Here is a 13,128-nt window from a genome sequence, read left to right as displayed (position 1 = left end):
GGACGAGCGTCGAACCGGAGACCGTGACTACCACCGCCAGCTCCTCCCACCACCTCTCTCCCGCCTTCCCCGGCCGCGCCCCCTGGGGCACCGCCAACAAGCTGCGTGCCTGGCAGCAGGGTGCCATGGAGAGGTACCTGCAGACGCAGCCGCGCGACTTCCTCGCCGTCGCGACCCCCGGCGCCGGTAAGACCACCTTCGCGCTCACCCTGGCGTCCTGGCTGCTGCACCACCACGTCGTGCAGCAGGTCACCGTCGTCGCCCCCACCGAGCACCTGAAGAAGCAGTGGGCGGCCGCCGCGGCGCGGATAGGGATCAAGCTCGACCCCGAGTACAGCGCCGGGCCGCTCAGCAAGGAGTACGACGGGGTCGCGATCACGTACGCCGGCGTCGGCGTGCGGCCCATGCTCCACCGCAACCGTGCCGAACAGCGCAAGACCCTCGTCATCCTCGACGAGATCCACCACGCCGGTGACTCCAAGTCCTGGGGCGAGGCGTGCCTGGAGGCGTTCGAGCCCGCCACCCGGCGGCTCGCGCTCACCGGTACGCCCTTCCGGTCCGACACCAATCCGATCCCCTTCGTGACCTACGAGGAGGGGAACGACGGGATCCGGCGGTCCGCCGCCGACTACACCTACGGCTACGGCAACGCCCTCGGCGACGGCGTCGTCCGGCCCGTCATCTTCCTCTCCTACAGCGGCAACATGCGCTGGCGCACCAAGGCCGGCGACGAGATCGCCGCCCGGCTCGGCGAGCCGATGACCAAGGACGCCATCAGCCAGGCCTGGCGCACCGCGCTCGACCCCCGCGGCGACTGGATGCCGAACGTGCTGCGCGCCGCCGACCGGCGGCTCACCGAGGTCCGCAAGTCCATCCCCGACGCCGGCGGCCTCGTCATCGCATCCGACCAGGACTCGGCCCGCTCCTACGCCAAGCTGATCCGGGAGATCACCGGGACCAAGGCCACCGTCGTGCTTTCCGACGACACCGGAGCCTCCCAGCGCATCGACGAGTTCAGCGAGAACGACGACCGCTGGATGGTCGCGGTCCGCATGGTGTCCGAGGGCGTCGACGTCCCCCGGCTCGCCGTCGGCGTGTACGCGACCACCATCTCCACCCCGCTCTTCTTCGCCCAGGCCGTCGGCCGCTTCGTACGATCCCGCAGGCGCGGCGAGACCGCGTCCGTGTTCCTTCCCACCATCCCCAGCCTCCTCGGCTTCGCCAACGAGATGGAGGTCGAGCGCGACCACGTGCTCGACAAGCCGAAGAAGGACGGCGAGGAGGACCCGTACGCCGAGTCCGAGAAGGAGATGGCGGAGGCCGAGCGCCAGCAGGACGAGGACACCGGCGAACAGGACATGCTGCCCTTCGAGGCGCTGGAGTCCGACGCCGTCTTCGACCGCGTGCTCTACAACGCCGCCGAGTTCGGCATGCAGGCCCACCCGGGCAGCGAGGAGGAGCAGGACTACCTCGGCATCCCCGGCCTCCTCGAGCCCGACCAGGTGCAGCTGCTGCTGCAGAAGCGGCAGGCCCGGCAGATCGCGCACAGCCGCAAGAAGCCGGACAGCGAGGCGGACCTGCTGGAGCTCCCGGCCGAGCGGCGGCCCGTCATCTCCCACAAGGAGCTGCTCGAACTGCGCAAGCAGCTCAACACGATGGTCGGCGCCTACGTGCACCAGAGCGGCAAGCCGCACGGCGTGATCCACACCGAGCTGCGCCGGGTGTGTGGCGGCCCGCCGAGCGCGGAGGCGACCGCCGGACAGATCCGCGAGCGGATCAAGAAGGTCCAGGAGTGGGCCACCCGGATGCGCTGAGGGCCGCGCCGCACGGTCGCGCAGGGCGCGCTGCAGGGGTGACGAGGACGCGCTGAGGACGCTTCGAAGATCCGCTGAAAAGCCGCCCACCGGCCTGTTTGCGCCCCGAACCGGCCGTATCCGGTCGCCCGCGCCCGGATTCTGGACGAGGTCTTCCGCTGAGCGGAGTGGGTCGCTACTGTCCCGGCCAAGCAAACGCCCCGTGGCAACGCCGCCGCGGAGCGCAGCCGGTACTGCACCCCCGTTCGCCGGCGGCCTCTGACGTGCGTCGCCGTGGGACCGGTGTCGTAGCACCGCAGGAGTCCGTCCGGCACTCACTCCGAAGGAGAGGGCGTCGTGACCGCGGAGACCTCCCAGACGCTCGACCGGGGACTGCGTGTCCTCAAACTGCTCGCCGACACCGACCACGGCCTGACGGTCACCGAGTTGTCCAACAAACTCGGCGTGAACCGCACGGTGGTCTACCGTCTGCTGGCCACCCTGGAGCAGCACGCCCTGGTCCGCCGCGACCTCGGCGGCCGGGCCCGCGTGGGCCTCGGCGTCCTGCGCCTGGGCCGCCAGGTCCACCCGCTGGTGCGGGAGGCCGCGCTGCCCGCGCTGCGCTCGCTCGCGGAGGACATCGGCGCGACGGCCCACCTGACGCTGGTGGACGGCGCGGAGGCGCTCGCGGTGGCGGTCGTCGAGCCGACGTGGACGGACTACCACGTGGCGTACCGGGCCGGTTTCCGGCACCCGCTGGACCGTGGCGCGGCCGGCCGGGCGATCCTCGCCGCCCGCCAGGGCGGCATGACCGAGCCGATGTTCACGCTGACGCACGGCGAGCTGGAGGCCGGCGCCAGCGGCGCGGCCGCCCCGCTGATAGGCGTCACCGGCATAGAGGGCAGCGTCGGCGTGGTCATGCTCGCCGACGCGGTCCCGGAGCGGGTGGGCCCCCGCGTGGTCGACGCGGCCCGCGAGGTCGCGGACGCCCTGCGCTAGTCCGGTGGTGAGCGGGGCGGGGGAGCGGGGCGGGGCGCCCGTTATCTTGGGGGGCGTGTTCAGCAACCTCTCCCGTGTCCGCGTGCTCGCGCTCTGCGCGTTGCCGGTCGTCGCGCTGCTCGCCGTCGTCGGGACGGCGCCGCTGCCGTTCGCGGTGGCGCAGCCGGGCACGACGGCGGACGTCCTCGGCACGAACGAGGGGCGGCCGATCATCACCATCACCGGCGCTCCCGTGCGCCCCACGACCGGCCAGTTGCGGATGACCACGATCCTGGCCACCGGGCCGAGCACCGAGGTCGACCTCGGCGACGTCGCGGACGCCTGGTTCCGTACGGACCGGGCCGTGTACCCGCGCGCCATGGTCTACCCGACGGGGAAGTCCGACGAGGAAGTCACGAAGCACAACCTCCGGCAGATGGAGGAGTCCCAGGACGCCGCCACGCTCGCGGCGCTGAACCACGTGGGCAAGAGCCCGAAGGACGTGAAGGTCTCCCTGCACCTCGCGGACGTCGGCGGCCCCAGCGCCGGTCTGCTGTTCTCCCTCGGGATCGTCGACAAGCTCGTCGGGAACGGGGCGGGCGGCGAGCTCACCGGCGGGAAGATCGTCGCCGGCACCGGGACGATCGACGCCGACGGCGCGGTGGGCGCCGTCGGCGGGGTCTCGCTCAAGACCCAGGCGGCCGGGCGGGACGGGGCGACGGTGTTCCTCGTCCCCAAGGCGGAGTGTGACGACGCGGAGGCCGAGCTGCCGAAGGGCATGCGGCTGATCCCCGTCTCCACCCTCGACGACGCCGTCGCGTCCCTGACGGCCCTCGGCCGCGGCCAGGAGGCCAAGGTCCCCAGCTGCTGACCGGGCGGCCCGCAGGCGTGCTCTAGGCAGCCAGTACCACCCGCCGCCCCTCGGCGGGAGCGGCGGCCAGCCGCAGCCCCCACTCGACCAGCCGCCAGCCCAGCCGGGCGCGGACGGGCGTGCGGGGGAGGCACCGGAAGGAGTCCGCCTCCCGGTGCAGTTCGGCGGCGCGCAGGTCGTGCAGATGACGGTGGATGTCGGCGTGCATGGCGGAGATCCCTTCAGTCGTTCTTCTGCGGGAGGGCGTGCAGGTGGACGCGGACGCGCTCGGCGTCGCCGGGCGTGGCCCGCGGGTAGCCGGCGAGCACCTCGTGGATCTTGTCGTTGATCTCGCGCAGCTGCTCCGGCGTGACGGCGAGGGTGTAGTCGCTCATGTCGGCGGCGCGCTGCCATTCCTCCGGCCAGTCGCTGCGAGTGGCGATCCAGGAGGACACCTCCTGCTGGTGGATCGTCGCGATCTCGTGCAGGTACGCGTCGACCGCGCCCCGGGTCTCGGCGCTGCCGTCCTTCACCAGCGACTCGTCGAACACCGTCCCCGTGTGCGCGGCCCGCCACCACCGCTCCCGCCCCTTGCCGTGCTCCGGGGCGTCCTCGACGAAGCCGTGCGCGGCGAGCTGCCGCAGGTGGTAGCTGGTCGCCCCGCTGGACTCGCCGAGCCGCTCGGCGAGCTGCGAGGCGGTCGCCGGCCCGTGCCGGCGCAGCGCCTGCAGGAGCCGGATGCGGAGGGGGTGGGCGAGCCCGCGCAGCGAGCGGGCGTCGAGGACACGTGGCGGGCGGTTCTCCTGGTCTTCGGCCATGGCACGACTGTAAGGCTTGCAAAGAAGTCTATGCAAGGGTTTCTTTGCAAGGACTTCTTTGCGGCGCTCCCCTCGTGTGCGAGGGCTGCCTCGTACGCGGGGGCTGCCTCCTACGCGGGGGCCCTGCCCCCGCCCCTCCGCCCTCCGCCCTCTACCCCTCGTCCTCCGCCGCCTGCTGCACCAGGGGCACGATCCGCAGCGGGACCGGGTTCTCCATCACGATCGCCGTCGACGCGCGGACGATGCCCTCGAAGCCGACCACCCGGTCGATCACCCGCTGCAGGTCCGCGTTCGAGCGGGCGACCAGGCGGCAGAGCATGTCCCCGTGGCCGGTCGTCGTGTGCAGTTCCAGGACCTCCGGCACCGTCGCCAGATGGGCCCGTACGTCGCCGCCCTGGCCCTGCTTGATCTCCAGCGTCGCGAACGCGGTCACCGGGTAGCCGAGGGCCGCCGGGTCCACGTCCGGGCCGAAGCCGCGGATCACGCCGTTCGACTGCAGCCGGTCGAGCCGGGCCTGGACGGTGCCGCGGGCCACGCCGAGCCGGCGGGACGCCTCGAGGACCCCTATGCGCGGCTCCTGTGCCAGGAGGGTCAGCAGTCGCCCGTCCAGATGATCGATCGCCACGTGGGTCTCCCGTTGGTCATCCTGTGCAGAACGTACGCCGATACTGACGTGTCGCTGGACAGATTGACCAGTGATTCAGCGAACTATTGCGCAGCTTGTGGAACGGAGAGAGTCTGCGCACATGACTGAGACCCTCCACACCACCCCCAACACCGCGCGCGAGGCCGATCCCTTCCCGGTCAAGGGAATGGACGCGGTCGTCTTCGCCGTCGGCAACGCCAAGCAGGCCGCGCACTACTACTCCACGGCCTTCGGCATGAAGCTCGTCGCGTACTCCGGACCGGAGACCGGCAGCCGTGAGACGGCGTCGTACGTCCTCACCAACGGCGCGGCCCGCTTCGTGCTCACCTCCGTCATCAAGCCGTCCACCGACTGGGGCAACTTCCTCGCCGAGCACGTCGCCGAGCACGGCGACGGCGTGATCGACCTGGCGATCGAGGTGCCGGACGCGCGCGCCGCGTACGCGTACGCCGTCGAGCACGGCGCGACCGGCCTCACCGAGCCGTACGAGGTGAAGGACGAGCACGGCACCGTCGTCCTCGCCGCCATCGCCACGTACGGCAAGACCCGTCACACCCTCGTCGACCGCTCCGGCTACGACGGCCCGTACCTGCCCGGCTTCGTCGCCGCGGACCCGATCGTGGAGCCGCCGGCCCGGCGCACCTTCCAGGCGATCGACCACTGCGTCGGCAACGTCGAGCTCGGCAAGATGAACGAGTGGGTGACCTTCTACAACCAGGTCATGGGCTTCACGAACATGAAGGAGTTCGTGGGCGACGACATCGCGACCGAGTACTCGGCGCTGATGTCGAAGGTCGTGGCCGACGGCACGAAGAAGGTCAAGTTCCCGATCAACGAGCCGGCGATCGCGAAGAAGAAGTCGCAGATCGACGAGTACCTCGAGTTCTACGGCGGCCCGGGCGTGCAGCACATCGCGCTCGCCACGAACGACATCGTCGCGACGGTGCGCGCGATGCGGGCCGCGGGTGTCGAGTTCCTGTCCGTGCCGGACGCGTACTACGACACGCTCGGCGAGTGGGTCGGCGACACGCGTGTGCCGATCGACGAGCTGCGCGAGCTGAAGATCCTCGCGGACCGGGACGAGGACGGCTACCTGCTGCAGATCTTCACGAAGCCGGTCCAGGACCGTCCGACCGTCTTCTTCGAGATGATCGAGCGGCACGGGTCGATGGGCTTCGGCAAGGGCAACTTCAAGGCGCTCTTCGAGGCGATCGAGCGCGAACAGGACCGCCGCGGCAATCTCTGACGCGCGGCGGGCGAGCCGGGCGCCCGGGGGACGCCCGGCCCGCCACCCCACGCCGGCGCGGCTCGGGTCCCGCGCCCCCACCCCCCCCGTGTGGGCAATCGTCCGCTGGGGCGGGACGGGTGGGCACACGGGACGGCGCCCATGCGGGCGCGTTCCGCTTCTGCGCCTGGCCCGCACCCCTGGCGCAGCACGCTTGAGGTGCGGGCTATGGCAACGGGACGCAGGCGCCGCTAAGGGCGCCGTTCCGTCGTGCCCACCCTCCTCCCCCAAGCTCTCGGCTTCGCTCAAGCAGGGGGGACCCCCATCGCCCTGGGGGCACCTCCCGGACGAAGTCCGGGGGAGGAACGACTGCCCGCACCGGGCCCGCCCGGGGGCGGGTCGCCCAGCGCCGCCAGGGCCTCCCTGGCCTTCGGCGCGAGGAGCGGCGAGAAGGACGGGTTCGTGCGGAGGGCCTCCGCCAAGTGCCGCCGCGCCGCGCCGTACTCGCCGAGGGCGCGCTCGATCACCCCCCGGTGGTACGAGAACACCGCACTCCGCCGCCCCTCCTCCGTCGCCCGCTTCGCGTACGGCAGCGCCTCCTGCGCCTCGCCCGTCCGGTACAGCGCCCACGCCAGCGCGTCCGCGACCTCCATCGAGCGGTGGCCCTTCGTCCACTGCGTCCGCAGCCGCCGCACCGCGCTCCGCGGCGCGCCGTGGTCCGTCTCGTAACGGGCCAGCACCACCTCGCCGTTCACCCCGAACGAGCCCGCCTCCGTCACCCGCGCGCGCAGCGCCTCGTACTGCCTCGCCGCGTCCCGGTCCAGGCCCTCCGCCTCGTACAACTCGCCCGCCTCGAGCGCGTACTCCGGCAGCGGCGCCGCCGCCAGCGCCGCCCGGTAGTCCCGGAACGCCTCCGCCGCCCGCCCCTGCGCGCCGAGCGCCCGCGCCCGCCCCGCCAGCGACGGGCCGTGCGCCGGAACCAGCCGCAGCGCCGCTGTGTACTGCGCGGCCGCCTCCGCCGGCTCGCCCCGCTCCCAGGCCAGTTCGCCCAGCCGGTACAGACAGGCCGCCTTCTGCACCGGGCTCCCCGCGTGCGCCGCCGCCTCGATCGCCGTCGCATCGGCGTCCTCGCGCCAGCCGCGGTCGCGGAACGACTGCGCGGCCAGGTCCAGCGCCGCCGCCGTCGGCCGTGCCTTCTGCAGCGCCTCCGCCGCCTTGTGCGCCTTCGCGTAGTCGCCGAGCCCGTTGTACGCGTCGATCAGCACCGGGTACGCGGCCCAGCGCTTCGGCTTCTGCTTGCGTACCCGCTCCGCCCACGCCCGGCCCTGCGCGTAGTCGCCGCGTGCGTTGGCCAGCGCCCCCAGCGCCAGCTGCGCGTCCACGTTCCCCCGCTTCGCCGGCAGCACCGCCAGCGACTTCCGCAGCGCCCGCTCCGCCCGCCCGAAGTCCGCGGCCTGCGCGATCCGGGACCCGCGCTCGGTGTACGCCGCCCCCAGCACCGCCCAGGACGCGTCGTCCTCCGGATGCTCCCGCAGCCACGTCTCCCGGTCGCCGATCAGCACCGCGAGGTCCGGCAGCGAGGCCGGCGCCCCCGCGTGCGCCGCCGTCATCGCGCGGGCGGCCGGGCCGGGCAGCGGCTGCGGCCCGTCGTCCAGCAGCCCCGGCCCCCACACCAGCGCCGCACCCCCGAGCGCCATCACGCACACCCCGGCGAACAGAGCGTTCCGGGTCTTCACGGTCTTCATGGCGCTCACTCTGCGCCCGTACGAAGAGCACATCGTCGACGACGGACCGACGACGAACCCGAACGTCCGCCGGGTTCACACCGATGGCCCCGAGTGCCACGCTGGAGCCATGGACGATCTTCTCGACCGCCTGCGCGCCGGCCTCCCCGCCGAGGCCCTGCAGACCGATCCCGACGTCATGGCCTCCTACGCGAACGACATGGCGAGCTTCTGTCCGGCCGGTGCGCCCGCCGCCGTGGTGCTCCCACGCACGGTCGAACAGGTGCAGCACGTCATGCGGGTCGCGACGGAGCTGCGCGTCCCCGTCGTCCCGCAGGGCGCCCGCACCGGGCTGTCCGGCGGCGCCAACGCGACCGACGGCTGCATCGTGCTGTCACTGGTGAAGATGGACCGGATCCTGGAGATCGACGCGGTCGACCGGATCGCCGTCGTCGAACCCGGCGTCGTCAACGCGGTGCTCTCCCGGGCCGTCGACGAACTCGGCCTGTATTACCCGCCGGACCCGTCCAGCTGGGAGATGTGCACGATCGGCGGCAACATCGGCACCGCGTCCGGCGGCCTGTGCTGCGTCAAGTACGGCGTGACGGCGGAGTACGTGCTCGGCCTCGACGTCGTGCTCGCAGACGGCCGGCTGCTGTCCACCGGCCGGCGCACCGCCAAGGGCGTGGCCGGTTACGACCTCACCCGGCTCTTCGTCGGCTCGGAGGGAAGTCTGGGAATCGTGGTGAAGGCGGTACTGGCGCTCAAGCCGCGCCCGCCCCAGCAGCTGGTGCTCGCCGCCGAGTTCGGCTCGACGGCGGCCGCCTGCGCGGCGGTCTGCGCGATCATGGAGGCCGGCCATACGCCCTCGCTGCTGGAGATCATGGACCGCACCACCATCCAGGCGGTCAACAAGCTGGCGAACATGGGGCTTCCCCACACCACCGAGGCGCTGCTCCTGTGCGCCTTCGACACTCCGGACCCGGCCTCCGACCTGGCCGCGGTCGGTGAGCTGTGCACCGCCGCCGGAGCCACGCAGGTGGTCCCCGCCGAGGACGCCGCGGAGTCCGAACTCCTCCTCCAGGCACGCCGGTTGTCCCTGACCGCCCTGGAGGCCGTGAAGTCCGCGACGATGATCGACGACGTGTGCGTCCCGCGGACCAGGCTGGCCGCCATGCTCGACGGCACCGCCGCGATCGCCGAGAAGTACGGGCTGACCATCGGCGTCTGCGCGCACGCGGGCGACGGCAACACCCATCCCGTCGTGTGCTTCGACCACACCGACGCGGACGAGGCCCGCCGGGCCCGGGAGTCCTTCGACGAGATTATGGCGCTCGGCCTGGAGCTGGGCGGCACCATCACCGGCGAGCACGGGGTGGGCACGCTGAAGAAGGAGTGGCTGGCGCGGGAACTGGGACCGGTGGGAGTGGAGATGCAGCGCGGCATCAAGCAGACCTTCGACCCGCTGGGCATCCTCAACCCCGGCAAGGTGTTCTGAGACGGCGATACGAAACCGCCTCACAGCTCGCCGTCCTGCGACTCGTCCGACGGCCACGGGTCACGCAGCCACAGGTCGTCCCCGAGGGGGGTACCTCCCTGCTCGAGCGAAGTCGAGAGCTTGGGGGACGGGGCGAGCAGCCGGGCGAGCCCGTCGTCGAGGCCGAGCCGGTCGGCCTCGGTGCCCGGCGGGACCGCGCGCAGGGTCCGCTCCAGCCAGGCGGACACCTGTGCCGACGGGGCCTCCAGGAGCGCGTCCCCGTCCGGCGAGGACAGCGCCATCAGCACGACGCTGCGGCGGTCGACCTTCGTCGGCCAGATCCGAACGTCCCCGTGGCCGCACGGCCGGAACACGCCCTCGACGAGGAGCTCGCGGGCGAACGTCCAGTTGACCGGGTGCTCCGAGCCGACGTGGAAGGTGATGTGCACGGCGAACGGGTCGTCGGTGCGGTACGTCAGCCGGGCGGGCACGGGGACGCTGCGCTCGGGCGACAGCACCAGGCGCAGCTCCAGCTCGCGCTCCACGACGGTGTTCTCGCTGTTCTCGGTGTTCTGCACGGTTCCGCTCTCCCTGGTCTCGTGCGGGCCCCTCGCGGGCCTGCACCAGGTGAGAGCGGGGTGGTGACCCGCCATGACGCGACTTCCGGGAACTTTCTCGAGAAATTTCTCCGCGCGCGCCGTAAGAGGGGTGGGAGGGCGGTCCGGTCGTCAACGGACACCCTAGGCCCGTCCCCCTCGCGGGGTGACGGGAACCGGGGCGTTGTCGCTCGAAGGCGGGTTTTCCGGCCGCCTCCTTCTTCCCCTCGCGGGGTTCTTCGTTACTGTCCTCCTTGGCAGAGGCAGCGGTGCGTGACGGAACGGAGTCGGGGCAGTGGCTACTCCTCCAGGCGGCGGCGGAGAGGTACCCCAGGCCGGGTACTACCCGGACCCGTCCATTCCCGGATATGTCCGGTACTGGAACGGCGCCGCCTGGGTGCCCGGGACGAGCCGGCCCGCGCCGAAGGAGGGTGAGCCCATGCCGGCGCCGCCCGCCTCGGCGATGCCGCCGGCACCGGTACTCGCCTCCCCGGCACCCGCGCCCGTGGTCACGCCCTCCGTCGAGGAGACCGGGCCGGTGTTCCTGGACGAGGAGCCGCTCGAGGAGACCCGGCCCGAACCGGCCTCGGCCTGGCAGGCCGACACCGCGCGGCAGACCGGCTTCGGCGGCGAGCGCGACCAGAAGGTGTCCTGGGGCGCGCCCGAGGCCGCCGACCCGCGCACCCCGCACCAGGACCCCCGCACCCCGGCCGACCGCACCCCCGCGGACCGGACCCCGGCCGACCGGAATCCCGCCGACCGTGCCCCGGCCGCCGGGCCGTCCGCCGCTCCCGGCCTCCGGATCGCCGGCACCGTGCCCGGCAGCGGTGTGGTGCCCGCCGACCCGACGGGCGGCGCGCTGCCCGGCGTACGGCAGACGCAGCCCGGCCCGGACGCGCCCGAGGGGACGGTCGCCATCCGGCGCCGGCCCGCCGGCGACGACGGCGGGACCATGACCATCCGCGCCCTCGGCGGCCCGGCCGCCGCGGCCCCGCAGACTCCGCGGACCGCGCAGCCGCAGGCGGCCGCCCCGCAGAGCACCGCCCCACAGGTCCCCGCCCAGGCGCAGCCCCAGGCACAGGCCCCGGCGCCCGCGCCCGTCACCACGGGCCAGGGCGGCGGCGCCGACTCCTGGGCGCAGCAGGTGGCGCGGCTCTCCCAGCCGGAGCCCGCGACCTCGCAGCCGGTCCAGCAGCAGCCCGTCGTCCCGTGGAAGCCACCGGTCGAGGACCCGTTCCTGAAGGCCGCTCAGGCGCAGGCGTCCGCCCGCCCGGCCGGCCTCGGCAGGCGGCTCGTGGCCCGGTTGATCGACGCCGTGGTGCTCGGAGCGCTGGCCGGCGGCGCGGCGTCCCCGTTCGTCGCGCAGGCGATGGACCACATCGCCGGCAAGATCGAGGCGGCCAAGCAGTCGGGCACCACCGTCCAGGTGTGGCTCCTGGACGGCACCACGTCCGTCCAGTTCGGCATCGCCCTCGGCATCATGCTGGTCCTCGGCGTGCTGTACGAGGCGCTGCCGACCGCCAAGTGGGGCCGGACGCTCGGCAAGAAGCTCTGCGGTCTGCAGGTCCGTGACATCGAGGCGCACGAGCCGCCCGGCTTCGGGGCCGCGTTGCGGCGCTGGCTGGTGTACGGCGTGCTCGGGCTGCTGGTCGTCGGCGTGGTCAACGTGCTGTGGTGCGTGTTCGACCGCCCCTGGCGGCAGTGCTGGCACGACAAGGCGGCGCGCACCTTCGTCGCGGCCGCGTAGCCGGTCCCCCGAACGGGGGGCGACGCGTTGCGGGGCCGGTGCGGCCGGGATGCACTGCCCCCATGAGCAACGATCAGCCGCCGCCCGGTCCGCCGCCCGACGAGGACCCGTTCCGCAAGAAGCCGCCCGAAGAGGGACCGCCCCCGGGCGGCCCGCCCCCGCCGTCCGAGCCGCCCGGGTCGCAGCCCCCGCCGCCGGGGTCGCAGCCTCCGCCGCCGGGGTCGCAGCCTCCGCCGCCGGGGTCGCAGCCCCCGCCGCCCGGACCGCCGCCGCCCGGCTCCCCCTATGACAACGCCCCGCCGCCTCCCCCGTACGGCTCTCCGTACGGAGGAGGCGGCGGTTACGGCGCTCCGGACCCGCTCGCGGGGATGCCGCCGCTGGCGGACTCGGGCAAGCGGATCCTCGCCCGGATCATCGACTGGCTGATCATCACGGTGCCGCTGGCGCTCATCGGCATCCCGTTCGACGTGTACGAGCGGACCACCGACAGCGACGACTTCGGTGACGCCATCAGCCAGTCCAGCACCGGCAGCGGTCTGGTCTTCCAGCTCCTCAGCATCGTGGCGTTCGTCGCCTACGACACCGTGATGACCGCGAAGGCCGGGCAGACCGTCGGCAAGAAGCTGATGAAGATGCGGGTGGCGATGCTCAACGACGGTTCCACGCCGCCGGTGAACGCCTCGCTGATCCGCGCGATCGTGCTCTGGCTGCCCGCGCTGATCTGCTGCGCCTGTCTGTGGCCGCTGCTCCTGCTGATCCTGATCCTGGTCGACAAGCCCTACAAGCAGGGCTTGCACGACAAGGCGGCCAAGACGGTGGTGGTGTCCACGCCGCAATAGTCGTACGGCAGTCCGCGACGAGCGGACCACGGCGTCGCTCGGGTCCGGGCGCCGGCCCGCGCGCTCACGGGCGCGCGGCCGGCACCCGGATCTCCGCGTTCTCGGCCCGGCCCGCGGCGTCGGCCGCCGCGGCCCGGTGGGCCCGCGACCGGCGGGCGGCCGCGACCGGCATCGTGAGCACCACGAGCAGCCCGAGCAGCAGCGAGGTCACGCCGATGAGGGCGATCCCCGGCCCGGTGGTGGCGCGGGACAGGAGCAGCAGGGCGACGGTCGCGAAGACGACGGTGGCCGAACCGTAGGCGAGCTGTGCGGCATTGGGACGCGGCATGACGGGTCCAGTCCTCGAAGCAAGGGTGCATCGGTCGGGTGACGCGCACGGGGTCGCACTCTCCGGCGACTCTACGACGGGGGATGCCCGGACGAAACCGTTGGTAA

General features: G+C 73.0%; 13 protein-coding genes. 7 read left to right on the top strand and 6 right to left on the bottom strand.

The features are described 5' to 3' along the window. The first annotated feature begins 23 nt into the window (after positions 1-23). The 3 genes from ABZO31_RS12280 to ABZO31_RS12270 all read left to right on the top strand — a co-directional run bounded on the left by ABZO31_RS12280 (position 24) and on the right by ABZO31_RS12270 (position 3,642). Entirely contained in the window at positions 24-1,814 is a 1,791-nt protein-coding gene (locus ABZO31_RS12280) for a DEAD/DEAH box helicase (protein ID WP_406861192.1), read from the top strand. Between the two features lie 336 nt (positions 1,815-2,150). Then, positions 2,151-2,792: an IclR family transcriptional regulator gene (locus ABZO31_RS12275; protein ID WP_406861191.1), complete on the top strand. Its 642-nt coding sequence runs from the start codon at positions 2,151-2,153 to the stop codon at positions 2,790-2,792. Positions 2,793-2,847: 55 nt separating this feature from the next. Continuing rightward, positions 2,848-3,642 (top strand): S16 family serine protease, encoded by a 795-nt coding sequence (locus ABZO31_RS12270; RefSeq protein ID WP_406861190.1) that lies wholly within the window; start codon positions 2,848-2,850, stop codon positions 3,640-3,642. A gap of 22 nt (positions 3,643-3,664) precedes the next feature. Here the strand turns inward: ABZO31_RS12270 and ABZO31_RS12265 are convergent, their stop codons facing one another. From ABZO31_RS12265 to ABZO31_RS12255, 3 genes are all read right to left on the bottom strand, one after another. Further along, the gene (locus tag ABZO31_RS12265) at positions 3,665-3,850 is read right to left on the bottom strand and encodes a hypothetical protein (RefSeq protein WP_406861189.1); all 186 of its coding nucleotides are present in this window, start codon (positions 3,848-3,850) and stop codon (positions 3,665-3,667) included. A gap of 13 nt (positions 3,851-3,863) precedes the next feature. Next, complete coding sequence (locus ABZO31_RS12260) at positions 3,864-4,439, bottom strand: ArsR/SmtB family transcription factor (protein ID WP_406861188.1); 576 nt, start codon at positions 4,437-4,439, stop codon at positions 3,864-3,866. Positions 4,440-4,590: 151 nt separating this feature from the next. Beyond that, positions 4,591-5,064: an Lrp/AsnC family transcriptional regulator gene (locus ABZO31_RS12255; RefSeq protein ID WP_393648071.1), complete on the bottom strand. Its 474-nt coding sequence runs from the start codon at positions 5,062-5,064 to the stop codon at positions 4,591-4,593. Positions 5,065-5,185: 121 nt separating this feature from the next. Between ABZO31_RS12255 and hppD the strand changes: the two genes are divergently transcribed. Further along, on the top strand, positions 5,186-6,331 hold the full coding sequence (gene hppD / locus ABZO31_RS12250) for a 4-hydroxyphenylpyruvate dioxygenase (RefSeq protein WP_406861187.1): 1,146 nt from the start codon (positions 5,186-5,188) through the stop codon (positions 6,329-6,331). Positions 6,332-6,615: 284 nt separating this feature from the next. Here hppD and ABZO31_RS12245 read toward each other — a convergent pair whose 3' ends face one another. Beyond that, the gene (locus ABZO31_RS12245) at positions 6,616-8,055 is read right to left on the bottom strand and encodes a tetratricopeptide repeat protein (RefSeq protein ID WP_406861186.1); all 1,440 of its coding nucleotides are present in this window, start codon (positions 8,053-8,055) and stop codon (positions 6,616-6,618) included. A gap of 109 nt (positions 8,056-8,164) precedes the next feature. Here ABZO31_RS12245 and ABZO31_RS12240 point away from each other — a divergent pair, with 109 nt between their 5' ends. Continuing rightward, positions 8,165-9,532, top strand: coding sequence for an FAD-binding oxidoreductase (locus tag ABZO31_RS12240; protein WP_406861185.1), 1,368 nt, complete (start codon positions 8,165-8,167; stop codon positions 9,530-9,532). Between the two features lie 20 nt (positions 9,533-9,552). Here the strand turns inward: ABZO31_RS12240 and ABZO31_RS12235 are convergent, their stop codons facing one another. After that, entirely contained in the window at positions 9,553-10,089 is a 537-nt protein-coding gene (locus ABZO31_RS12235) for an SsgA family sporulation/cell division regulator (RefSeq protein WP_406861184.1), read from the bottom strand. Positions 10,090-10,402: 313 nt separating this feature from the next. Between ABZO31_RS12235 and ABZO31_RS12230 the strand changes: the two genes are divergently transcribed. Together ABZO31_RS12230 and ABZO31_RS12225 are read left to right on the top strand one after the other, a co-directional pair. Then, positions 10,403-11,854 carry an RDD family protein gene (locus ABZO31_RS12230; RefSeq protein ID WP_406861183.1) on the top strand — a complete coding sequence of 484 codons (1,452 nt, stop codon included), beginning with the start codon at positions 10,403-10,405 and terminating at the stop codon, positions 11,852-11,854. Positions 11,855-11,916: 62 nt separating this feature from the next. Next, positions 11,917-12,693, top strand: a complete 777-nt coding sequence (locus ABZO31_RS12225) for an RDD family protein (RefSeq protein ID WP_406861182.1) — start codon at positions 11,917-11,919, stop codon at positions 12,691-12,693. A gap of 64 nt (positions 12,694-12,757) precedes the next feature. Here ABZO31_RS12225 and ABZO31_RS12220 read toward each other — a convergent pair whose 3' ends face one another. Further along, positions 12,758-13,021 (bottom strand): hypothetical protein, encoded by a 264-nt coding sequence (locus ABZO31_RS12220; RefSeq protein ID WP_406861181.1) that lies wholly within the window; start codon positions 13,019-13,021, stop codon positions 12,758-12,760. Between the last annotated feature and the right edge of the window lie 107 nt (positions 13,022-13,128).

Source organism: Streptomyces solicamelliae (assembly GCF_045348655.1).
GTDB classification, from domain to species: domain Bacteria; phylum Actinomycetota; class Actinomycetes; order Streptomycetales; family Streptomycetaceae; genus Streptomyces; species Streptomyces solicamelliae.
Note: the sequence above shows the minus strand (reverse complement) of the source record. Positions and strands in the feature narration are given on the sequence as shown.